At 72.7% G+C, this 21,625-nt stretch carries 19 protein-coding genes; 9 read left to right on the top strand and 10 right to left on the bottom strand.

All coding sequences use genetic code 11. The features are described 5' to 3' along the window. Positions 1-7: 7 nt before the first annotated feature. Positions 8-454, bottom strand: a complete 447-nt coding sequence (locus tag QMG73_RS35645; RefSeq protein ID WP_281903253.1) for a hypothetical protein — start codon at positions 452-454, stop codon at positions 8-10. A gap of 72 nt (positions 455-526) precedes the next feature. Continuing rightward, positions 527-982, bottom strand: a complete 456-nt coding sequence (locus QMG73_RS35640) for a cellulose binding domain-containing protein (RefSeq protein ID WP_281903250.1) — start codon at positions 980-982, stop codon at positions 527-529. A gap of 118 nt (positions 983-1,100) precedes the next feature. On the opposite strand from QMG73_RS35640, the gene trpB reads away from it, so the two are divergent. The 4 genes from trpB to QMG73_RS35620 are packed head-to-tail and all read left to right on the top strand — an operon-like array spanning position 1,101 to position 4,855. After that, entirely contained in the window at positions 1,101-2,303 is a 1,203-nt protein-coding gene (trpB, locus tag QMG73_RS35635) for a tryptophan synthase subunit beta (protein ID WP_407676901.1), read from the top strand. Beyond that, the gene (gene trpA, locus QMG73_RS35630; RefSeq protein WP_281903248.1) at positions 2,303-3,064 is read left to right on the top strand and encodes a tryptophan synthase subunit alpha; all 762 of its coding nucleotides are present in this window, start codon (positions 2,303-2,305) and stop codon (positions 3,062-3,064) included. Before trpB ends, trpA begins: the two co-directional genes overlap by 1 nt. Next, positions 3,065-3,826 carry a GntR family transcriptional regulator gene (locus tag QMG73_RS35625; RefSeq protein ID WP_281903246.1) on the top strand — a complete coding sequence of 254 codons (762 nt, stop codon included), beginning with the start codon at positions 3,065-3,067 and terminating at the stop codon, positions 3,824-3,826. 3 nt (positions 3,827-3,829) lie between these two features. Next, positions 3,830-4,855, top strand: a complete 1,026-nt coding sequence (locus QMG73_RS35620; protein ID WP_407676900.1) for a TerC family protein — start codon at positions 3,830-3,832, stop codon at positions 4,853-4,855. Positions 4,856-4,910: 55 nt separating this feature from the next. Here the strand turns inward: QMG73_RS35620 and QMG73_RS35615 are convergent, their stop codons facing one another. The 4 genes from QMG73_RS35615 to QMG73_RS35600 all read right to left on the bottom strand — a co-directional run bounded on the left by QMG73_RS35615 (position 4,911) and on the right by QMG73_RS35600 (position 9,858). Beyond that, the gene (locus tag QMG73_RS35615) at positions 4,911-5,504 is read right to left on the bottom strand and encodes an RNA polymerase sigma factor (RefSeq protein WP_281903242.1); all 594 of its coding nucleotides are present in this window, start codon (positions 5,502-5,504) and stop codon (positions 4,911-4,913) included. Next, positions 5,497-6,606 (bottom strand): maleylpyruvate isomerase N-terminal domain-containing protein, encoded by a 1,110-nt coding sequence (locus tag QMG73_RS35610; RefSeq protein ID WP_281903240.1) that lies wholly within the window; start codon positions 6,604-6,606, stop codon positions 5,497-5,499. The genes QMG73_RS35615 and QMG73_RS35610 overlap by 8 nt, the downstream gene beginning before the upstream one ends. A gap of 243 nt (positions 6,607-6,849) precedes the next feature. Continuing rightward, complete coding sequence (locus QMG73_RS35605) at positions 6,850-8,739, bottom strand: S41 family peptidase (RefSeq protein WP_281903237.1); 1,890 nt, start codon at positions 8,737-8,739, stop codon at positions 6,850-6,852. Positions 8,740-8,922: 183 nt separating this feature from the next. After that, positions 8,923-9,858: a TIGR04222 domain-containing membrane protein gene (locus tag QMG73_RS35600; protein ID WP_281903234.1), complete on the bottom strand. Its 936-nt coding sequence runs from the start codon at positions 9,856-9,858 to the stop codon at positions 8,923-8,925. A 264-nt stretch (positions 9,859-10,122) separates the two neighbouring features. On the opposite strand from QMG73_RS35600, the gene QMG73_RS35595 reads away from it, so the two are divergent. The 4 genes from QMG73_RS35595 to QMG73_RS35580 all read left to right on the top strand — a co-directional run bounded on the left by QMG73_RS35595 (position 10,123) and on the right by QMG73_RS35580 (position 14,146). Further along, positions 10,123-11,166, top strand: coding sequence for a helix-turn-helix transcriptional regulator (locus tag QMG73_RS35595; RefSeq protein ID WP_281903231.1), 1,044 nt, complete (start codon positions 10,123-10,125; stop codon positions 11,164-11,166). Further along, positions 11,163-11,690, top strand: coding sequence for a hypothetical protein (locus tag QMG73_RS35590; RefSeq protein WP_281903228.1), 528 nt, complete (start codon positions 11,163-11,165; stop codon positions 11,688-11,690). The genes QMG73_RS35595 and QMG73_RS35590 overlap by 4 nt, the downstream gene beginning before the upstream one ends. Before the next feature lie 48 nt (positions 11,691-11,738). Then, on the top strand, positions 11,739-12,278 hold the full coding sequence (locus QMG73_RS35585) for a hypothetical protein (RefSeq protein WP_281903226.1): 540 nt from the start codon (positions 11,739-11,741) through the stop codon (positions 12,276-12,278). An 83-nt stretch (positions 12,279-12,361) separates the two neighbouring features. After that, complete coding sequence (locus tag QMG73_RS35580; RefSeq protein WP_281903224.1) at positions 12,362-14,146, top strand: AfsR/SARP family transcriptional regulator; 1,785 nt, start codon at positions 12,362-12,364, stop codon at positions 14,144-14,146. A gap of 8 nt (positions 14,147-14,154) precedes the next feature. On the opposite strand, the gene QMG73_RS35575 is transcribed toward QMG73_RS35580, so the two are convergent. From QMG73_RS35575 to QMG73_RS35560, 4 genes are all read right to left on the bottom strand, one after another. After that, positions 14,155-14,991: an alpha/beta fold hydrolase gene (locus QMG73_RS35575; RefSeq protein ID WP_281903223.1), complete on the bottom strand. Its 837-nt coding sequence runs from the start codon at positions 14,989-14,991 to the stop codon at positions 14,155-14,157. A 67-nt stretch (positions 14,992-15,058) separates the two neighbouring features. Continuing rightward, positions 15,059-15,730, bottom strand: coding sequence for a SanA/YdcF family protein (locus QMG73_RS35570; protein ID WP_281903222.1), 672 nt, complete (start codon positions 15,728-15,730; stop codon positions 15,059-15,061). Between the two features lie 8 nt (positions 15,731-15,738). Further along, the gene (locus tag QMG73_RS35565) at positions 15,739-16,491 is read right to left on the bottom strand and encodes an SIR2 family NAD-dependent protein deacylase (protein ID WP_281903219.1); all 753 of its coding nucleotides are present in this window, start codon (positions 16,489-16,491) and stop codon (positions 15,739-15,741) included. A gap of 26 nt (positions 16,492-16,517) precedes the next feature. After that, a complete protein-coding gene (locus tag QMG73_RS35560) occupies positions 16,518-21,047 on the bottom strand; it encodes a serine protease (RefSeq protein WP_281903217.1) in 4,530 nt (1,509 codons plus the stop codon). A 14-nt stretch (positions 21,048-21,061) separates the two neighbouring features. On the opposite strand from QMG73_RS35560, the gene QMG73_RS35555 reads away from it, so the two are divergent. Then, the gene (locus tag QMG73_RS35555) at positions 21,062-21,400 is read left to right on the top strand and encodes a CU044_2847 family protein (RefSeq protein WP_281903215.1); all 339 of its coding nucleotides are present in this window, start codon (positions 21,062-21,064) and stop codon (positions 21,398-21,400) included. Positions 21,401-21,625: the final 225 nt, after the last annotated feature.

The raw sequence follows: 21,625 nt of genomic DNA, 5'->3' as shown, positions 1-21,625 counted from the left end.
CTGTTTCCTATCGCAGCCGGCGCCCGATGGTCGCCAGGCAGAGGAACGACCCGATGACGCCTTCGATCACCCTTTCGGTGATCAGCATCCAGCGTGGCGGGTGGTCGAGGAGCAGCTCCACGAGTAGGGGCGGGTCGAGGAGCCACGCGGGTGGATGGCCGGCCCGGAACACGAGCCCGTATCCGAGAGCGATCAGGCCGTACCCCAGCCAGACCGCCAGCATGAGCGCGCCGCCGACCTCACCGGCGAGCTGGAGGTGTGCCAGCCGCAGGAAGCCGATGGTCAGTGCGGCGAAGATGATGGCGCCGATGATCCCCAGCCACCACGAAGCGGTATCGCCCAGACCGAGGCTCACCAACCCGCGGCGCCAGGTGGGAAAGGACACCGCGATGAAGACGAGCGCGGACAGGCTGGCGATGATGCCGAGGCAGCCGAGTCCGTCGCCGTCGTCCACAGTGTCCTCCCCGTCCGCCTCGGCCCATCGTCGCAGCCGCCGTCAACGCGGTGCGGGGCGCCGAAAGACCGGTCAGGTGTTTTCGAGGCTGTAGGCGGTGCAGAAGAACTGGTTGGGCGTTCGCTTCGACCCGGCGACGTTGACGGCGATGAATCCGAAGCTCGTCGAGCCTCCCGGGTTGAGCACGCCGTTGTGTGACATGTTCTCGAAGTCGGCCGGCCTGGGCGGCACCTTCGTCGCGTTCCAGTACGAGGTGACCGTGATGAAGCCGACCGGCATGGTCAGCTCGATCCGCCAGCCGGTGGTCTTGACCGAGCCGCTGTTGGTCACCGTGATCTCGGCCTGGAAACCGGCGGTGTTGGTGGGCGGTGGCGGCCAGAACGCCACCACGCGGTAGGTGGCATCGCACCTTGTCACCGCGTACGCGTTGGTGGCGGCAACCGGTACCGCGAACAGCGCGAGCAGTACCGCGGTGACCCCGAGCGCGAGCCGGCGGGTGCGGCGAGGCCGTGTCGGTCGTTCTGTCATGGCGACTCCTCTGAGGCGGGCGTGCGATGCGCTCAGCATGCGCAGTGGCGTTCATCGAACCTGCATCAAGGCGCGCATCGGTGTTGCGATGAGCCGTCAACTGTTATAGAACTCTTGCATGAGTTCTATAACAGAGGTGCTACCCCGGGCGCGGGGTGGCGTGATGGCCGACCCGGGCCCGCGCGGTCGCTTCGGTGACCACGGTGGGCGGTACGTGCCGGAGCCGCTGGTCGCGGCGTGCGACGAGGTGGCTGCCGCGTTCCAGGAGGCGTGGGCCGACGCGGGGTTCCGGCGGAGCCTCGCCAACCTGCTGGCCCTGCACGTCGGGCGGCCGACGCCGCTGACCCCGGCGTGGCGGCTCTCGGCCGAGCTGGGTATCGACCTGCTGCTCAAGCGGGAAGACCTGGCGCACACCGGCTCCCACAAGATCAACAATGTGCTCGGTCAGGCGCTGCTGGCCAGCCGCATGGGGCGCACCCGGCTGATCGCCGAGACCGGCGCCGGGATGCACGGCGTCGCCACCGCCACCGCCGCCGCGCTGCTGGGCCTCGAAGCGACCGTGTTCATGGGCGAGAAGGACATGGAGCGGCAGGCGCCGAACGTGTTCCGGATGCGGGTGCTCGGTGCCGAGGTGGTGCCCGTGCGCAGCGGCAGCCGCACGCTCAAGGACGCCACCAGCCAGGCGATGCGGCACTGGGTCGGCGTGGTCGACGAGGCGTACTACTGCGTCGGCTCGGTGATCGGCCCGCACCCGTACCCGTACATGGTCCGCGAGCTCCAGCGGGTCATCGGCGACGAGGCGCGCGGGCAGTGCGCGGCGGAGCTGCCCGCCGGTGTGCCCGACTTCGTGGTCGCCTGCGTCGGCGGCGGTTCGAACGCGGCCGGCACGTTCGCCGGGTTCGTCGGCACGCCGGCGCGCCTGGTCGGCGTCGAGGCCGCCGGGGGTGCCGGTGCCGCGCGCGGGCGTGAGGGCGTGCTGCACGGGTTCCGGTCTTCGTTCCTGCAGGACGGCGACGGGCAGGTCACCGAGGCGCACTCGATCGCACCCGGCCTGGACTACCCGGGCGTCGGCCCCGAGCACGCACACCTTCGCGACCTGGGCCGCGCCCGGTACGTCACGGTCGAAGACGGCGAGGTCGTCGAGGCGGCGGTGCGGCTGGCCCGTACCGAGGGAATCGTCCCGGCACTGGAGTCGGCGCACGCGGTCGCGTGGGTGATCCGCGCGGCCGCCAGCGGCGAGCTGCCACCCGGCGCGAGCGTGCTGCTCACCCTCTCCGGCCGCGGTGACAAGGACATCTCGACCCTGATGGAACTGCTGTGATGGAAGCCGGGTTTCGCGCCGCGGGGCGCAAGCTTCTGATGCCGTACACCACGGGCGGTCTGACGGACGACTGGGTCGAGTACCTGCGGGCGTTCGTCGCGGCCGGCGCGGACGCGATCGAGGTGGGGTTGCCGTTCTCCGACCCGACGCTCGACGGGCCGACGATCCAGGAGGCGAGCGACGCCGCACTCGCGCGCGGCACCACCGCGCGCGGGATCCTCGCCGACGTGACGGGGCTGGATTTCGGTGTGCCGCTCGTGGCGAGCACCTACTACAACCTCGTCGCGCACGACGGGCCCGAGCGGTTCTGCGCCGCGCTGCGGGACGCCGGGTTCGCCGGACTGATCGTGCCCGACCTGCCGCTGGACGAGGCCGGCGAGCTGATCGCCGCGGCCGAGGCGGCCGGCATCGAGCTGGCGCTGCTCGCGTCGGTGGTCACCCCGGCACCGCGGCTCGCCCAGATCGCCGAGCGCAGCCGCGGCTTCGTGTACGCGGTCTCGCTGATGGGCACGACCGGTGAGCGGCGCGAAGTGGATGCCGCGTCGGCGGCCCTGGTCGAGCGGCTGAAAGCGGTTACCGACCGCCCCGTCCTGCACGGTTTCGGCATCACGACGCCCGAGCACGCCGCGCGGGCCAGCCGGGCGGCCGACGGTGTGATCGTCGGGGCGGCCCTCGTGCGGCGCGTCCTCGACGGCGCGGGACCGGAGGAGGTGGGCGGCTACCTGGCTACAATGCGGCGAGCCATCGACCAGGGAGCGTGAGTGACCCGCGAAGGGCCCACCGAGGCGAGGTACCGGGCCATCGCCGCCGACCTCGCCGCGAAGATCCGGTCGGGGGAGTACGCCCCCGGTGAGGCGCTGCCCGCACAGCGCGAGCTCAGCGCCGCGTACGGGGTCACGCTCATGACGCTGCGGCAGGCACTGCGGCAGCTCAGCGACGACCGGCTCATCGTCCAGCAGCCCGGCAAGGGCACGTTCGTGTCGCCGCCACACCTGGCGTACCGGCTCGGCTCCCTGCGCAGCCTGGCCGACGACCTGCGCGACCAGGGGCACGAGGTGCGCACCACGGTGCTCGGGCGGTCGGTGCGCAAGCTCCCGGCGCGGGTCGCTGCCCAACTGCGCGTCCGGTCAGGAGACACGGCGTTGCGTCTGGAAAGGCTCCGCGCGTTCGCCGGCCGGCCCGCCGTGCATCAGGTGTCCTGGGTACCGGCTCCGCACGCCGCCGCGATCCGCGAGCGCGACTTCGAGGCGGTCTCGCTGTACGGGGCGCTCGCCGACGCGGGCGTGGCGGTGGCCCGGGCGGCGGAGACCGTGCGGCCGGAGGCCCTCGACGAGGCGGCCGCGCGGCACCTGGGCGAGCCGGCGGGCACCCCGGTGTTCGTCAGCGACCGGATCACGTACGCGCTGGACGGCGGAGCCGTGGTCGCCGACCGCGCCACGATCCTCGGCAGCATGCTGGAGATCCGCACCGACCGCCAGGCCACCGGCCTGTCCGTTGCCTGGTCAGGACTCACTTCCCGCTGATCTATGTATGATCGGGACGTGGATGTCGGCCTGGCAGCGTGGCTGATCACCATTGTGCTCATTCTGGCGTTGCTGGCCGTCGACCTGGTCCTCGCGGCGGTCCGCCCGCACGCGGTCGGCTTCAAAGAGGCCGTCGCCTGGTCGGTGTTCTACATCGCGGTGGCGATCGCCTTCGGCCTGGTGGTGTACGCCCAGCACGGTGGCGAGTTCGGCACCCAGTACTTCGCCGGCTACCTGGTCGAGAAGAGCCTGTCCGTCGACAACCTCTTCGTCTTCGTGATCATCATGACGACGTTCGCGGTGCCGGCCGAGCACCAGCACAAGGTGCTCACGTTCGGCATCATCCTGGCGCTGGTCATGCGGGCGATCTTCATCGCGGTGGGCGCCGCGCTGCTGAACCTGTTCACGTTCATGTTCCTGGTCTTCGGCGCCCTGCTGATCATCACGGCGATCCAGCTCTTCCGGCACCGCGACCAGGACCCCGACGTCGGCGACAACGTGATGATCCGGGCCACCCGCCGGTTCCTGCCGATCACCGAGGGGTACGAGGGCGGCAAGCTCGTGACCCGGCTCGACGGGCGGCGCGCGGTCACCCCGCTGTTCGTGGTGCTGATCGCGATCGGCAGCACCGACCTGCTCTTCGCGCTCGACTCGATCCCGGCGGTCTTCGGGGTGACCGAGGAGCCATACCTCGTCTTCACCGCCAACGCCTTCGCCCTGCTCGGCCTGCGTGCCCTGTACTTCCTGGTCAGCGGCCTGCTGGACCGCCTGGTGTACCTGTCGACGGGGCTGGCGCTGATCCTCGCGTTCATCGGCGTCAAGCTGGTGCTGCACTGGGCGCACAAGGACATCAGCGACTCGGTGCCCGAGGTCAGCACCAACGTCTCCCTGATCGTCATCGGCGTCGTGCTCACCGTGACCACCGTGGCGAGCCTCGTCAAGGTCCGCCGCGACCCGACCGCCCGCGCCCACGCCGGCTCCCTGCGCGCCAGCTCCGACGAGCCCGCCAACCGCCAAGCTCCTTCGTGATCAGGGCGTCCCTCAAGTCGTTAGGGCGACGTGAGGGACGCCCTGATCACGGGCGTTAGTCGGTGTGTTTCGCCACCGCCAGGTCGTCGAAGCCGGCCGCCGCCAACGCGTCGGCCAGCCTGCGTAAGCCGCTGCGTAAGCGGGACTTCGCCGTGCCCTCGGGGATGTTGAGGGCGCGCGCCACCTGCTGGTAGGTCAGCCCCTGGTAGTACGCCAGCAGGATCGCCTGGCGGTGCTGGGAGGGCAGTTCGTCGACGGCCGTGCGCACCTGGGCGGCCAGGCTGGCGGTCAGCACGTCGTCTTCGATTCCCGCCGCGGCGGCCGGCTCGGCCAGTACCGGAGCGTAGTGCTCCTGCGTGCGGCGGCGCCGCAGCCAGTCGATGGCGCGACGTCGGGTGATCATGCAGAGCCAGCTGCGGAGCCGGGTGCGCCGCGGATCGTATCGCTCCGGGCGCATCCACAGCTCGACGAACACCTCCTGGGCGATGTCTTCGGCCGCGCCGCGGTCACCGGTCAGGCGCAGCGCGAGCCCGAAGACCGTCGGCGAGTGGGTGTCGTAGACCTCGGCCAGGGCCTCTTCGCAGCCTCCGGTGAGCGCGTCGCGCAGCCGTACGTCGTTGTCGTCGACGCCCCCGAGCACCTCAGTCACACCCCAACGTCGCGGCGACCTCGAGGAAGTCGGTGGCGGCGCCCGCATCGCCACGAATCTCGGCGCCCGACTCCAGCACGCTGACCCGGCCGGCCAGCAGCCGGCAGAACCTCACCAGAGGCACGACGACCTCCGCCACGGCACCCTCCGGTGGCCCGGAATCGCCCACCGCTCTGCCAACTGGCACTCGCTCCGCGAGCGCGGGCCCTGAGGCCTCAGAGGCGGCGCCTTCCTTCGCGCCGCGCGGCGACTCCGTCGGGCCGTGGTCGGGGAGGTGGGTGGGCAGTCCAGGCGCCGCCGGCCCCAGGGCCGACAGCTCGACCAGGTGCTCCGTGCCGCCGGGGCCGGTCAGGACGAGCCGCACCTGACCCGCCCGGCCGCGCCCGGCGGCGTCGATCGCGCCCGGCAGCAGCGCGAGCGCGAAACCGGCGATGCCGGCCAACTGGTCGGGCCGGGGTGGCTCGGTGGGCAGGCGCAGCGAGGTGCGCAGGTCGTCGGCGTGGATCCAGGTCTCGAAGGTGCGCTGCACGAGCGCCTCGCGCAGCGGCCGCCGCATCGGCGCCTTGCCGACCAGCCGCACCTGCCGCTCCAGCAGGCGCGGGCCGCCGCTGGCGACCTCGCGCAGCAGGGCGTCGGCCTGGGCCCGCCAGCGCCGTCGGACCTGCGGCTCCGATGTGGACCGGGCCGGGACCCCGAGGTCGTCGGCCACCAGGCCGTCGCTGGCTGTCAGATGGGTGACCAGCTCGCCCACGTTGTCGTACTTGGCGGTGGCGAGCCGCCACTGGCCGGGCTCCAGCCCCGCGAGCAGCCGATCGAAGGCGGCCACCTGCCGGGCGTACGGATCGAGCAGCCGCCCGACCTCGGGCTCGCGGGCCGGGCGTGCCGCGCGTGCGGCTTCGAGCACCCGGGTGCGCAGGGCGGCGGGCGGCCGTCGAGCGGTCAGCACCCCCAGCCAGTGCGCGGCCTCGGCGAGCCGGGTGCCTTCCGCCGCGCACTGCGGGCAGTCGGCGGTGTGTTCGGCGACGGTGGCCACCTCGGTGGCGGCGCAGGCGTCCACCGCGTACGCCCCGAGCAGGTCTTCGGGGTGTGGATCGTTGGTCATCTCGACCCTCCAGCGGCACGGTGGCCGGGCGGACCTCACGAGCATATGTCAATGCGTCGAAGCGTCCTGCCCCGCTCAGTGTCTGAAAGTTCGCTCGATCGCGCGGCGCCTTGAGGCGACAGCTCACTCGCTCACTGTGACGGGTTCGCACGACGCGCCGCGACGGATGACGACCCCGTAGTGATCAGGGCGTCCCTCAAGTCGCTCTAACGACTTGAGGGACGCCCTGATCACGGGTGGGGGTCAGGCCATGGCGAAGCGGAGGGTGCGCGCCGCCGCGAGCGTGGTGCCGTCGAAGCCCTCCAGGCGGACGTGCTCGCCGGCGGGCACCGTGACCGTGCGCCGCCCGTCGGGAACCGCGACCGACTTGACCGGCCGACCGTCCACATAGCAGTCCAGGCTGGACAGGTTGGCGGTGGTGACCGCCAGCTCGATCAGCGAACCCATCGGTCGCGCCTCGACGTCGAGCTGGCGCGGGGTGCGCTTGGCCAGCAGCGCCCCGGCCGCGTCGAACAGGTCGGCGTTGCCCTCCAGCAGGTCGCGCCGGGTGAGCTGGTGCAGCTCGTTGGGCAGTACGCCCAGGTCTTCGAGCGGCTGCCCGGCGTGGGCGCCGACCCGCAGCGTGCGCAGCAGCGACACCCGCAGCCGCGCGCCCCTCGGCAGCGCCGTGAACGGACCGCCCGGCCAGCGGTTGACCAGGTCGGAGTGCTCCCACACGGTCGCGCCGCCGGCGCCGGTGTTGCCCTCGACGCCCAGTACCGGGCCGATCTCGTTGTCCTGGAAGCCGGCGGCGAAGATGTCGGTGGCGCTGTAGCAGAGCGCGTCGGTCACCAGTACCACCGGGCCGTGGTAGAGCTGCCCCACGTCGTTGACCTCGTCTTCGGTGAAGAACGGGATCGCGGTGGAGTACTGCGCGCCGGTCTCGATGGCCTCACCGATCGACGCGTTCCACGGCGCCAGCCACTCCACCGCGGTGGACAGCGCGGCGGTGGCCTCGGTGTTGACGAACTGGAACGGCTCCGGGCGCACGATCCTCGGCGTGAAGTACTGCATCAGCGCCTCCGCCGCGTACACGTAGCCGCCGCCGTTGCCGCGCACGTCGAGGATGAGCCCGTCGCGCGGCATGAGCGCGAGCAGCCGGCGGATCTCGGCGAGGAACCCGTTGTAGTCCTGGTCCTCCATGTGGAACGTGTACAGCCGCAGGTGCCCGAACGTGCCGTGCGCCGTCGTGATCGTGCGCGCCTTCAGCTCGCCGTCGGGCCGGTGGTTGGGGATCAGGGTGGGCTCGGCGGCCTCGATGTCGGGCGGCGCGAACAGCGCCCTCTTCACCTGCCGGACCACCTCGGTGCGCAGGTCCATGGCGAGCACGTTCGCGGCGACGCCGGTCGTGGGCGCGGCCTCGGCACCGGCGTCCACCGTCGCCACCGCCTCGCCGTCGGTCGGGGTGATCTCGTCGTTGACGCTGACGATCCGCCACGGGATGCGGGTCTCGTGGATCTCGCCGCCGACCGAGTACCGCACGTCGACCCAGTCCTCGTCGGGCACCTGCGAGACGGCCAGGGACCGCTGCGTCATCCGCTCCCGGCCGCGGGCCAGCCGCGCGGGCGGGTTGCTGCCGCCCTCCTTCTCGGCGTTGCGGGCGACGGCGACCGCGATCGGCGCCCCGTTCCAGTGGGTGATCTCGGCGCCGCGTACCAGCTTCGGGTCGCCGACCAGGTCGGGCCGCACGTGCGAGACAAGCCAGCGGGGCTCGCCGCCGTCCCAGCACTGCTCGATCAGCATGCCGACGGTGGCGAGCTTGCCCACGTACGGGCGCGGCAGCACGTAGAGGGTGTGCAGGTCGCGCAGGTCCGTGAAGATCCGCTGGAGCTCGTTGTGGAACTCCGCCTCGGACAGCTGCCCGAGCCGCCGTCGCAGCAGCCGCAGCCGCTGGCTGGGGTCGATCCCGTACATGGCACGCTTCTGCCACTGGTGCACGTACACGTCGTCGACGAGCCGGGCGGCCTGCCGGGCCACCACCTCGCGCTCCTTGTCCGACAGTGACCGCTGGTCGAGTTGGGCCCGGAAGTCGGTCAGCAGCGGCGCCGCCGCGGCCGCCTCGCGGCTGAGCCGCTTGTCCTCATCAGCCGGCATGGCACACCTCCGTTGTCACCGACCGCCCAATGTCGGCGCTCGTCTAAGGACAGAGCGCCGCTGGGCGGCTGTGATACCGGTCGGACCTGCTTCTGCCGGTGCCCCTCCGTGATCAGGGCGTCCCTGAAGGCGTTAGGGCGACTTGAGGGACGCCCTGATCATGAGGGCTAGCGCTCACGGGGGCTAGCCGCCGCAGCCGCCTCCGCAGCCTCCGCCGCCGCATCCACCGCCTCCGCCGTCGCCACCGCTGCTGCCGCCGCCATCGCCGCCAGCGGTGGCGCCGCCGGGGTAGTAGCCGCCGCCGGCGGCGGCGTACTGCTCCTCGATCTCGGCCTCCTGCGCGAACGCCGGGTCGGCGTGCCAGAGCGTGGCGGTGCCGTAGAGCGCCACGCCCATCGCGAGCGCGGCGGCGCCGTACGTGGCGTAGGCGGGCTGGTTGATCGGCGCCAGGTGCTTGTGGCGGACGCGGAGGTGCTCGAGGGCCGCCGCGGCGGCCTTGCCCGTGCGCGGTACCCGCAGCAGCACCAGCGTGACCGGTGTGAGGACCGCGAGCACCGCCACGAGCAGCAGTACGGGGCGGTCGTTCGCCAGCCCGGCGAACAGGCGGACGACACCGAGGGCCAGCAGGCCGAGCATCACCACCGGCACCACCCGGGCGCGGGTGCGCGCCTCTTCGGGTAGCGCGAGGCCGGTCCGCTCCAGCTCATCGCGGAGCCGGTGCAGCGCGCTCGCCACCTCGGGCTGGACGGGCAGCTCGCGCGGGCGCGCACCCTGGGAGGCGGCCTGGTGCACGGCCCACTCCAGCGGCGTGGGGGACGGCGGCGGGGTCCCGGTGGTGGCCAGCTTGCCCCGGGCGGTCACCGTGATCGACTCAACCGACCGCAGGCGCCCCACGGCGGCCCACATCGCGAGCTTGTCGCCGCCCTGCAGGTAGGCGACCTGCTCGGCGGTGAGGTCGCCGGCGAGCGTGACGCCCTCGTCCGCGCCGATGTAGAGGGTGCGGCGGTACAGGAGCGCGACGGCCACCAGGCCGGCGGCGACCGCGACGAACGCGGTGAGGAAGGTCGGCCCGGAGATGCCCCAGGTGTCGGCGTCCGCGGCGAGAAGACTGCCAGTCATGCGCCCAGTGTGGAGGAGCGTGTCACGCGCCCGCCTCGACCGCCCCTGCCAGCCGTATCGCGGTGAAGCCGATCTGAAGACGTCACCTGCTGGAATACCCGCGTAGCGCCCATCCGACCGCGGCTTGGCTGGGCGGCGGGTGAGCGCGGGCATTGCGTAATACCGCAAAGAAGTCGCCGATGATCTTGCGGAAGGGAGACTTCGCTCCGCGGCTGTGTTTGGATCGCTGCATTCCAGGTCCGGCCGTGATGGGGGAGGTCGTGCGTGGCAGGCAGCAGTACGGGGGTGCTGGCCGTAGGTAAGTCCGTGCCGTCGCTGGTGCGCTGGGGCGTCACCGCCGACGCCGATCTGGTGTACCGGTGTCTGGCGACGTTCGGCCCGCGGCGGGCCGGCGAGGTGGCGGCAGACCTCGGCCTGGTGGTGCGAAGAGTGCGGGTGGCGCTGGACGAGCTGATGGAAGCCGCGCTCGTCCAGGTGGCCCGGGAGCCGGCATACGGTCTGGAGGCGGCAACATGGCGGGCGGTGGCGGTGGACGACGCGGTCATGTCGCTGCGGCGGCGTGCGCTGCGGCGCTCCGGCGTGGCGCCCACCAACCGCGCGGCCGGGCCTTCCTACCCGCCCTTCGCGGCGCGCCGCCTTCCCGACCGCGACAGCACCCGGCGCCGGGTCGCCGAGCTCGCGCCGACCGAGCGCGCCGAGCAGATGGCGATGAACCCGGAGCGGATCATCAGCGCCGAGACGCGCGCCGTCGCGTCTCCGCTCGACGCCGCCGCACTGAGGCGCGGCGTACGCCTGCTGTCGCTGGGCCGCCCGCCCGCGGACGGTGACCGGTCGACGCAGCACACGGCCGATTTCGCCCGCCTCGGCGGCGAGTACCGGGAGACGGCCGAGCTGCCGCACAAACTAATGATCTTCGACCGGCGGGTGGCCTTGCTGGCGGTCGATCCGCTCGACCTGAGTCGCGGCACGTGGGAGGTCGTCGACCCGGCCGCGGTCGCCTCGCTCGTCGCATTGTTCCTCCGCCACTGGAGTGGCGCGATAGACCCACGCAAGAACGGAGTACCCCGGCTCGTGCTTACCCCACGGGAGAAGGCGCTGGTCACATTACTGGCCGAGGGGCACACCGACGCCAGCGCCGCCGAACGCCTCGGCATGTCGACCCGCTCGGTGACCTACGCGTTGCGGGCGTTGATGGACCGGCTCGGTGTGGAGAACCGGTTCCAGCTCGGTCTCGCCCTCGGTGCGCTGCACGCGGCGATACCGCCAGGACTGTCCACAGTAGATGAGATTGAAGGGCGGGACGCATGAACCGCTGGTTTGTGAAAGCCGTCGTAGCGCTCGCCACCGCGGCGGCGGTCGCGGTGACCGCGACTCCGGCCGTGGCCGAGGAGCCGGTCTGGGAGCGCGTCGAGTGTCTCACCGGGACGCTCGACGAGACGCAGGTGGTGCAGGAAACCTACGACCTCGCCCAGGTCGCGCTGAGCGGCAGCCTCGACTGCGGGGCGTCGGGCAAGGCCAGGTTCGGGTTCGCCCGGTACGACAGCCGGACCTACAACGGCCTCGTGTACGAGCCTTACATGCGCGCGTACGCGTACACCGCGCCATCGCCGTTCTCCATCTCGAAATACGTCGAGTACGGCCCGGTGGACTTCGCCCTGTGCGTGGTGACCGACTACGACGTCCGCATCGGATGTGTCCGGCTCACGCGCGAGGACTGGGACCGCAAGCTCTACGCGTTCCCCATCAAGACGGACGACCCGATGGTGGACCGGCCGGTCCGCGTCGTTCCGTGGGACGGGTCGGAGCGCCCCGTCTGCGGTCACTGCTGGTAACGAGGGATTTGGTAGCGAGGGATTAGGTAGCGAGAGATGAGGAGAGCGATGAGTCGTTGGGGTCTACGGGGGGCGGTGGCGCTGATCGCCGCCGCGACGATGGCGGTGACCGCCACTCCAGCGCTTGCCGACATCAAGTGGGTGACGGCTGAGTGCTTCTCGGGCGCCATCGACACCACGGTTGTCGCCGACAGCGGTCTCGGGCTGCAGGGCCGGGTCGACTGCGCCGACACCGGTAAGGGCGCCAGTTTCGGCATCGCCCACTACTACGAAGGCGCCGAATCCGCCGGGATGTACCAGAGCACGATGCGGTCGTACGCGGCGACAGCGCCAACCGCGTTCTCTGTCGCGAAGGACACCCACGCCGGAGCCGGGACCTTCGCGCTGTGCGTTGTCACCGACGCCTCGGTGCGCCTGGCTTGCGTCAAGGTCGTGCGATATCAGAAGCCATCGACGACCCAGTCGGGATCACCGATGGTCGTGACCCCGCTGCCCACGGACGATCCGTACGTCAGGAAGCAGTGGGTCGACCTCATCGTTCCCGATGCCGACAGTGATCCCAGTCCGGCGTGCGGGCACTGCTGGTAGCGGCTTGCGGGAAACAGCAACGGAATCCGATCATGATCTTGACGATCGCAGACAAGGGAACGGCAACATGTTTCGATTCCTGCGTGTCGACATTGACGTTGAATGTTCTGGGGCCGTTGCGCGTAGGGGTCGACGGCCGGCCGGTGCGACTGACCACCGGCCGGTTGCGCACACTGCTGGTCGGGCTTGCCATGTCGGCGGGCCGGGCCGTGTCGGTCGACCAGCTGACGCGGATCGTGTGGGCCGACGAGCTGCCCGCCGATCCGCGTCGCAGCCTCCAGACGTACGCGGCGCGGCTGCGCCAGGCGGTTGGTGGGCGGAGCATCGAGACCGTCCGGGCTGGGTGGCTGCTGCACGCCGACCCGGACGACGTCGACGCCCTGCGGTTCGAGCGGCTGCTCGACGCCGCCACGTGCGCGCCCGACCCGGCGGCCGAGCGAGACCTGCTCGTGCAGGCGCTGACGCTGTGGCGGGGCGAACCGTTCGACGGTGAGGAGTCGAGCTGGCTGCGGGAGGCGGAGCGCCCCCGGCTGCTGGAGCGGTACCTGGCCGCGCGGGAGCGCCGCATCGACATCGACATCCGCGGTGGCGTGGCGGCGGAACCCCTCATCGCGGAGCTGGAGGCGCTCACCGGCCAGTACCCGCTGCGGGAGTCGTTGTGGGTGCGGCTGATGAAGCTGCTGGACGGCCGCGGTCGCCCGGCGGAGGCCCTGCGCCGGTACGAGACCGTGCGCGCGCGGATCGCCGAGGAGCTCGGCATCGACCCGAGCCTCGAACTGCGGGCGCTCTATGCCCGCCTGCTTGCGGGAAAGCCGACGAACGGTCCACAGTGGCATATCCCGTTTCCCGTCGTGCCCCGGCAACTGCCACCCGAACTGCCGGGCTTCGCCGGCCGTCGCACCACACTGGACACATTGGACAAGTTGCTTGTCAACCGGCGGGTGGAGCGGGGATCGGGCGTCGCCGTCGTGACCGGTATCGCCGGCGTGGGAAAGACCACGCTGGTGCTCCGGTGGGCGCAGCGGACAGCGGCCGACTTTCCCGACGGCCAGCTGTACTGTGACCTGCGCGGCTTCGACTCGCACGCGGAGCCCGTCACGCCGCACCAGGCGATCCAGGGGTTCCTGGTCGGGCTCGGCGTCGCCCTCCGCAACATACCGGCCGATGTGGACGATCGGGCGGCGATGTACCGGTCGCTTACGGCGGGCAAGCGACTGCTCGTCGTGCTCGACAACGCCCGCAGCGCCGAACAGGTACGGCCGCTGCTCACCTCCGGTCCCGGTGGCTTCGTTGTCGTCACGAGCCGGAACCGCCTGAACGGCCTGGTGGTCTCCGGCGGCGCGCAGCCGGTGCCGCTCGGGTTGATGCCCGCCCCGGAGGCGCGCGAGTTGCTGCAGAACCGGATACGGCTGCTCGGCATCCGCCACGATCTCGTCGCGGTCGACGAGATCGTCCGGTGGTGCGCCGGCCTGCCGCTGGCGCTGGCGATCGCGGCGGCCCGACTGGCGACCGGCCCGGAGCCGCCCGTCGCCGCGCTGACCTCCGGGCTGCGCGACCCGCGCAGCCGGCTCGACCTGCTCGACGACGGCGACGAGGCGTCGAGCGTGCGCGCCGCCTTCTCCCGCTCGTACCGGGCGGTGAGCCGCGAGGCCACCCGCCTGTTCCGGCTGGCGGGCCTCCAACCCGGGCCCGAGGTGTCGCTGCTGACCGCCGCCAGCCTGGCGGGCATGCCGGTGCGCCACGCGCGCCAGCGCTTCACCGAGCTGACCGACATGCACCTGATGGTGGAGACCACGCCGGGCCGGTACGCCCTCAACGACCTGCTGCGCATCTACGCCCGCGAACAGGCCGAGGAGCACGGCGTCTAGGACAGCCCCTAACCGCGAAGGAGCCAGCGGAGGATGTCGGGGGTGGCGTCGAAGTGGCCGGCGTGTGCCGACTCGGCGCCGCGGATCAGGGTCGCGGTGGGCATCCGGCCGGCGAGCCACACCGCGTGCGCAACCGGTATGACGGTGTCGAGGTCGCCGTGCCACACCCGTGCCGGCGCCGCCACGGTGGCCGGGTCGAAACCCCACGGCAGCGCGTAGAGCGCCAGCTCGTCGTCGATCCAGCCGTCGAGCCCCGGGCGGATCGCCTCGGCGTACGCGGCCGCGAGCATGCCGCTCACCTCCGGCCGGGCGAGCACCGCCTGCTCGGCCGCGGGGAGCAGGGTGGCGAGGCTGCCCGAGCCGGCGGTCGCGATGTGGGACGCCAGCGCCTCCCGGCCGAGCTTGGCCGCCGCGGCGCTCTCCCGGTTGCCGGGCATCATGCCGGCGGTCCAGTCCAGGCCGTCGGCGTCGGCCGGCGCGGGGCACGCCAGCGTGGCGACCCGGGTGACACGGTCGGGGTACTGGGCTGCGAATGCGAGCGCGTGCGGCCCGCCGCCGGACACCCCGAAGAGGGGAAACCGGTCCACGCCACATGCGTCAGCGATCGCGGCGATGTCGCCGGCGGCGTCGACCACCCGCCGTCCGGGGTGCGGGTCGGACGCGCCGAACCCGGGCCGGTCGTACGTGATCAGCCGCACGCCGAGGTCGTCGAACAACCGGCCGTCCGGGTACCGCGCCAGCCGGCTCATTGGCGTGCCGTGCGCGTAGAACACCGGCGTGCCGTCCGGTACGCCCCACTCCTCGACGGCGAGAACCCGGCCCTCGTTGGTGATCACCTTTCGCATGGGCCCAAACCTAGGCGGTGAACGGCCGCTCCCGGGCTGTGTTCGCGGACGGCGTACGGTGTGGTCGCTAGCTGAGCTTGAGGGCGTCGGTCACCGCCGAGCTTTCGGGGGAGTCGACGGCCGGCGGCCGGCCCCGCACCGCGTCCCAGGCCGCCTTGCCGCAGGCGAGGTAGTCGCGCACAGCCTTCTCCGCGAGCAGGGCGGTGCCGCAGCCGTCGCAGCGGGCGGCCACGCCGTCGGCGTCGACGTCGAGGTGGCGGCAGAGCGTCACGGCGCGCGACAGGTGGTAGGACTGCGTGACGATCAGGGCCCGGTCGACGCCGTACACGTCGCGGGCGCGCACGCAACTGTCGTAGGTGTCGAGGCCGTACGGGTCGGACACGACGCGCCGCGCGTCGATCCCGAGACCGGTCAGGTACCGGGTCATCGCCGCGGGTTCGTCGCCGGAAACGCCGCCACCGTCACCGGACACGAGGATGACCCGCGCCCGTCCACTGTGTACCAGCTCGGCCGCGGTCTGCAGCCGGCCCGCGAGGCGTGTGCTGGGTTGGCCGTCGGGCAGCACCTCGGTGCCCAGGACGATGGCGACCTCGGCGGTGGGCGCGTCGGACTCGCCGTAGACGTGGTCGTACGCGGAGATCTCCGTCCACAGCCACGGCGAGCTGGCGGCGAGCGTCGCCGCGGCCGCCACGATGGCGAGCCAGAGCAGCCGCCGGCGCCACTTCGACCTCTTCGCCACGCTGGGCTTCACTCGGGCCCCCAGGCGGCGCGAACCAGCTCGGGCAGCACCGTCGCGGCGGGACCGCGCAGGTTGACGTCGGCGATCGCGTCCAGCGGCGTCTCCCGCGGGTTCACCTGGATCACGGTGGCGCCGAGGCGGGCCGCGACCTGGGGAATCTCGGCCGCCGGGTACACCATGGCCGACGTGCCGACGCTCAGCAGCAGGTCGCACGCTGACGCCGCCTCGACCGCGGCCGCCAGCGCCACCTCCGGCAGTGCCTCACCGAACCACACCACACCCGGCCGTACCGCCGACCCGCACCGCTCGCACATCGGCGGCTCTACCTTGTGGCTGCCGTCAGCCGGCAGATCGTCTACAAAGGACGCCGGTAGGCCGCAGAACGAGCAGCGCGGCGCGAAGAGGCTGCCGTGCAGGTGCACCGGCGCGGCCGAGCCGGCCCGCTCGTGCAGGTCGTCGACGTTCTGCGTGACCAGCGTGCAGTGCGGCGCGCGGGCCTCGATCGCCGCGACCGCCTCGTGCCCGGCGTTCGGCCGGGTCCGCCGGACCTGGCCGCGCCGCCACTCGTACCAGCCCCACACCAGGGCGGGATCGTCGCGGAAGGCGCGTGGCGTCGCCAGCGTCTCGGCGTCGAAGCGCGCCCACAGCCCCGTGAGAGCGTCGCGGAACGTCGGCACGCCACTCTCCGCCGAGATGCCGGCACCGGTGAACACCACCACCTTGCGGGCGTCGCGGAGCAGTGACGCTGCGGTATCTCCCACCCGGCCATCTTGCCAGGCCCGCGCGATCAGGGCAGGCCGGTGGCGGCGATGGCGTCGAGGATCGCGTTCGCCGCCGCGCTCAGGTCGCCGAGGGTCAGGGAGAGCGACCACCACGCCGTGGCGGCGATCGCCGCCGTCTTGACGGCGGCGCGCAGCGGCGAGCGGCGCCGTGCCGCCGGGAGCCGGAACGGCAGGTGCGCGGTCGCGATGGCGGTGGCGAGGCCGGCCGCCGCGAGCACCAGCGCCGGCTGGGGCCCGGCGGGCAGGAACCCCACCAGCAGCTCACCGGTGCCGCGCAGGAAATCCTCGACACCGGGCCACGGCGGCGGGCGCAGCACACCACCGTCCACATCGCTCAGATACGCGGCGAGCGCGCCGGCCGCCCAGATGGAAAGCCGGGCACGGCGTGCGGTGGTGGAGAGGCGGCGCGGTAGCAGGATCAGGCAACCCATCACGACCAGGGCCGGCAGCGCGATCTGGGCCTGTACCTCGGCGATCCGGGCGACGCCCGCCGCGGTAAGCACGCCGGGATCGTCGAGCAGCGGGACGGCGGCGCCGACGAAGGTCGCGGCGTAGAGCGCGAGCATGGCCAGCCCGAAGCTCCACGCCGTCCGCCGCACGGCGACCCGCATCGCGTGCCAGGACTGGCTGGACGGGAGCCGGATCCGGCGGCGTTTCGGGTACTGGTCGGCCACGTCCCGCAGTGCGACGGCGAGGGCCAGCCGGGCGGCGCGTTCGGGGCCCTCGTGGTCGTACACCTCGCGGACCAGCCGGGCGAACCAGGGACAGGAGCGGGTGGCGCTCGCGCGGGCGAGTCGCTGCTCCTCCCGGGTGGCGACCCGGTCATCGGCCAGCACCTCGACGAGTACCGCGTCTGCTTTCGCCGCCGCGGCCTCGCCGATGCTGGCAGCCAGGCCGCTGTCTGTCCAATCTGGATTGGCCTGCCCGGCCGGTACGACGATGCGAAGCGACTCGGCGCGGGCGGTCATCGCGGCGCGCGCGGCGGCGAGGTCGGCGCCCGGCGCCGGCGCCGGTGTTTCATCCACAGGGGACAGTGCGCCGCGGATCGCCTCCGCCACGTCCGCCGACGCCGCGGCCTCCGCGGCCCGCGCGAGCGCCTCCTCGGTACTGCCACCCGCGCGCAGCCAGCGATAGCGCTCGGTCAGCAGCTCCTGCTCCGCGGCGTTGTCCCTCCACACCGGACCGGTGGGCAGGCCGAGCCGGAAGGTGAGCTCGTCGAGTTCGAGGGCGACCGAGCCGAGCCACGCGACGAGGCGCTGGCGGCGTCGCAGGCCCTGGTCGCGCGCGTATCCGTGCAGGCGGTCGAAGGCAAGGTCGTAGCGGCCGTGCTCGCGGGCGAGCGCGAGCGCCTCCGCGACCTTCGCGAGCAGCGGCACCACCGGGTCGGCGTGCCAGGCCATCTCCAGCCAGCCCGCCGCGTCGGGCTCCTCGTCCCGGAGGTAACTGATCGCCACCAGTCGATCGTTGGGGATTTCGGTGCTGTCCGCCGCACGTACGGCCAGTTCCGGCGTGGATAGGACCGACGTTGCCGGCGCCCGCGACGCGACGGCGCCAGCGATCATGTCGGCGGTCGCGTCGTGGTGATCGTCGCGGAGGATTTCGGCGAGGTAGATGCCGTCCCCGGCGGTGATGCCGCCCTCGGCGAGGGCAGCGGCGAGGATGCGGCCGGCCGCCGTCGGGTCGTGGGCGGCCAACCGCGCCGCCCCTTCGGAGAGCCCGGTGAGGTCGTCGACGACGAGCGCCTCCGGGGTGGCCCTCTCGGGCACCGCGACGAGCGACAGCGCCGTGGCGCGCAGATGCTGGCGTACGTCCGCGATGCGTTCCGTGACCGGTGCCCCGCGGCCGGCGGGGCCGACCAGCCGCAGCGCCTCGACGGACTCCAGGCCCTGGGCCGGGGTGCGGGTCGGGTTGACCGCCTGGATGAGCAGTTGACGGTCGACGGTGCTGCCGTGGCCGAGCTCGGTCAGGAAAACCGCGGCCCGCACCCGGCTCTCCGCGTCGCGGGCGGCCGCCACCGCCCAGGTGAGGTGGTCGGTGGCCCGCTGGCGCGCGCCGGCGTCGCCCACGGACGCGATCGTGTACGCGGCCCACAGCCCGCCGGCGTCGTCGGGACCGCTGCTGGTGAGGAGCGCGTCGAGGGCGCCGACAGCCGCCCGGTGATCGCCCTCGATCCCGGTGAGGATCAGGGCCCGGGCGGCGGCGATGCGCTTGACCGGCGCGGCGCGCCCGTCGCGGGCCAGCCGGAGGAGGTGCTCCGACCCTGTCGACCGCGCGTGCAGCGACCGTAGGGCGTACGTCAGGGCGGGCAGCGCCGACTCGTCGACGACCCGCAACCGCCGTACCGCGGCGAAGCCGGCCGTGGCCAGCCGCGCCGCCGCCCCCTCGGGCAGCGGCAGGCCGTCCCGCAGGACCGCGCAGAACTCCAGCAGGTTCGGGCGCCGGACGAACGGCGGGCGGCGGGCCAGCCGGACCCGCAGCAGCCGGCGCAGCACGGGTTCCGCGTCGTTGCCCGCGTCGGCCCACCGGATGAGGCGGAACATGTCGAGGTTCGTGATGCCGTCCCGACGCACCCGCCGCAGCCAGTCGCGTGCGCTCCAGCCGGTGCGGACGCTGTAACCGGCGGCCAGGTACTCCGCGAAGCCCCGGTGGATGAAGCGCAGGTCGTCGCCCGCGACGGTCAGCAGGCCGGTGCCCTGCAGCATCGTGCGCAGGTGCCGGGACAGCTCCGGTACTCCGGCGACAGCCGCGTCCTGGCGGCGGAGCCAGTCCTCGGCGAGGGCGATGGTGGTGACCCGCTCGTCCGCCTCCAGCCGGTGATGGGCCACGTCTTCCAGCAGCCGCTCGGTGCCGTCGAACAGCACGTCGACGAGGCGGCCGGCGCTCGGCCCGTACACGGAAAGCTGGTCGGTGAGGACGCGACGCAGATTCTCGCGGCGCTGGCGGGCGTAGACGAGGTTGGTGACGAACCGCTCGTACAGGCCGGTGCGGCTCATCGGCAGCGGCCCTTGTGGACGGTCCTCGAACACCACAGCGGCGATCGTCGCGAGCAGTGGCACCCGCACCAGCGGATCCAGCCGGCGCACGTCGATCTCGTCGAGGTAAGCGGCCGCGTTGCGCTGCCAGCCGCGCGGCGTACGCGCCGTGAACCACGCCCGCGCGAAGCGCCGCAGCCCCGGCCGGTCGAACAGGCGCAGCTCGTAGTCGCCGAACCGCGACCCCGCCGACGGGTCGGGCAGGTGCGCCCCGAGCCCCGCCAGCTCCTGGCCGAACAGGGGGCGGGTCGTCACCAGGAACCGCCACGACGAGCCGTACTCGGCCACCCGGTTTCCCAGTACGTCGATCAGCCGCTGCCGCTGGTCGCGGTCGTACACCTCGTCGAGCCCGTCCACCAGCAGCAGCCACTCGACTCCCGGCATCGCGGCCGGGTCGAGGGTCTCGGGGTCGACGCCGCGGTCGAGGTAGTCGGACAGGTCCCGTTCGACCGCGCCCGCGAGCAACTCCAGCCACGGCTGGCGGCCCAGCATCGCGGCCGCCGGTACCCGCAGTGCCAGCGCCGGCCCGTACGGCGCGGGCGTCTCGCCATGCGGGTCGAGCCACCAGCCGGCGGTCTCCGCGACGATGTGCTGCACCAGCGCCGACTTGCCCGCGCCCGGGCCGCCGACGACCAGCGTGTGCCGGTGGCGGCGCAGCACGTCGGCGACCGAGCGCACGGGCGCGTCCCGCCCCGGCGCGGCGTACCGGGGTGCGGCCCGCTGCCGCACGTAGACGGTGGACAGCGGGGGAGCCGGGCCGTCGACCAGCCGGTACGGCAGCCGTTCGGCCGCGCGGCACTGCGCGACGAGCAGGTCGTGCAGCGGGCTGCCCCGTCCGGGCCGGATGCGGGGCGCCACCGGCTCGACGCGCGGCCCGAGCACCCGGGCGTGGCTGGCCCGCACCAGCGCCACGTCGGTCGCCTGCACGATCCACCCGCCGCGCGGGCCACCGTAGTCGCGGGAGCCCTTGATGACCCCGTACACGAGGCCGGTGCGCACGTCGAGCGCCGGCGCCCCGCTCATGCCGTCGACGATCTCGTCGCCCTTGAGCCGCAGGAACTGGCCGCTGCGCCCGACGACTTCCAGGCCGGCCGTGTCCCGCGCGACACCGGCGTCCGGCGTTTCCGCGCTGAACCCGTACGCGGACAGTTCGGGAGGGATCGTGAGGTCACCGGCCAACCGCGCGACCGGATGGTCCGGCGCGGCCGGCGCCCGGACGAACGCGATGTCCGGATGCGGGTAGAACCTCCCGTCGCCGCGGGCCGCCGGCTCGCGGACCACGACATCGCCGGCGAACCGGTGCTCGCGCCACCGCACACCGACCCGGTCGGCACAGTCCCACACGACGTGCGCGCAGGTGACGATCAGGTGCGGCTCGATGAAGAACCCGCTGCCGAGAAAATCCTCGCCGTCCCACAGCGACACGGTGGAGTCACGGACGACATCGGCCATCGAAGACGCCTGCAGTGCCATCGACCGCCCTTCTCCGTCCAGGTCGGACATGCGATAGTCCTGGCATGCCCGACCAGGTGCCGCATACTTCGCCTCAGCACACCAGGACCGTCCCCATTGAACTACCCGACGGCACCGCGATCCTCGCCGAGGTGACCACGACATCCTCCGGCGGCGACGCGAGCCGGCGGCGCCTGCGTTTCGACGACATCCGCGGCGACATCACGCGGATCAGCCAGTTCCTGTCCGAGTCGCTGGCCGAGGCGCTGCCCGACCCGCCGCGCCGCTACGGCGTCGAGTTCGGGCTCAAGCTGGGCGTCGAGACGACGGGCCTGACGACGATCCTGGCCAAGGCGACGGGCGAGGCGTCCGTCGTGGTCAAGCTCGAGTGGGAACGCCCCTGACCGATCTGTTCCAGGAGCTATTGAGCTACCGCGACGCCCGCCGCGCTCCATACCGTCGCTCCCGCAGCCTCACCCTCCGCGCCCACCACCCACGCCCCGCGCCCCACGCGTCGCGTCTACCCACCCCACGCGCCGCGCTGCACGCGCCGCGCTGCACGCGCCGCGCTGCACGCGCCGCGCTGCACGCGCCGCGCTGCACGCGCCGCGCTGCACGCGCCGCGCTGC

Origin of the sequence: Phytohabitans aurantiacus (genome assembly GCF_027923225.1) — a bacterium.
Classification (GTDB): domain Bacteria; phylum Actinomycetota; class Actinomycetes; order Mycobacteriales; family Micromonosporaceae; genus Phytohabitans; species Phytohabitans aurantiacus.
The sequence above is the reverse complement of the archived record's forward strand: the minus strand, read 5'-3'. Positions and strand labels throughout refer to the sequence as shown.

Coding starts and splice junctions, on each gene's coding strand:
- QMG73_RS35640 (WP_281903250.1), bottom strand. CDS start 982: ATGACAGAACGACCGACACGGCCTCGCCGCACCCGCCGGCTCGCGCTC.
- trpB (WP_407676901.1), top strand. CDS start 1,101: ATGAGTTCTATAACAGAGGTGCTACCCCGGGCGCGGGGTGGCGTGATG.
- trpA (WP_281903248.1), top strand. CDS start 2,303: ATGGAAGCCGGGTTTCGCGCCGCGGGGCGCAAGCTTCTGATGCCGTAC.
- QMG73_RS35620 (WP_407676900.1), top strand. CDS start 3,830: ATGTATGATCGGGACGTGGATGTCGGCCTGGCAGCGTGGCTGATCACC.
- QMG73_RS35610 (WP_281903240.1), bottom strand. CDS start 6,606: ATGACCAACGATCCACACCCCGAAGACCTGCTCGGGGCGTACGCGGTG.
- QMG73_RS35605 (WP_281903237.1), bottom strand. CDS start 8,739: ATGCCGGCTGATGAGGACAAGCGGCTCAGCCGCGAGGCGGCCGCGGCG.
- QMG73_RS35600 (WP_281903234.1), bottom strand. CDS start 9,858: ATGACTGGCAGTCTTCTCGCCGCGGACGCCGACACCTGGGGCATCTCC.
- QMG73_RS35590 (WP_281903228.1), top strand. CDS start 11,163: ATGAACCGCTGGTTTGTGAAAGCCGTCGTAGCGCTCGCCACCGCGGCG.
- QMG73_RS35585 (WP_281903226.1), top strand. CDS start 11,739: ATGAGTCGTTGGGGTCTACGGGGGGCGGTGGCGCTGATCGCCGCCGCG.
- QMG73_RS35575 (WP_281903223.1), bottom strand. CDS start 14,991: ATGCGAAAGGTGATCACCAACGAGGGCCGGGTTCTCGCCGTCGAGGAG.
- QMG73_RS35560 (WP_281903217.1), bottom strand. CDS start 21,047: ATGTCCGACCTGGACGGAGAAGGGCGGTCGATGGCACTGCAGGCGTCT.
- QMG73_RS35555 (WP_281903215.1), top strand. CDS start 21,062: ATGCCCGACCAGGTGCCGCATACTTCGCCTCAGCACACCAGGACCGTC.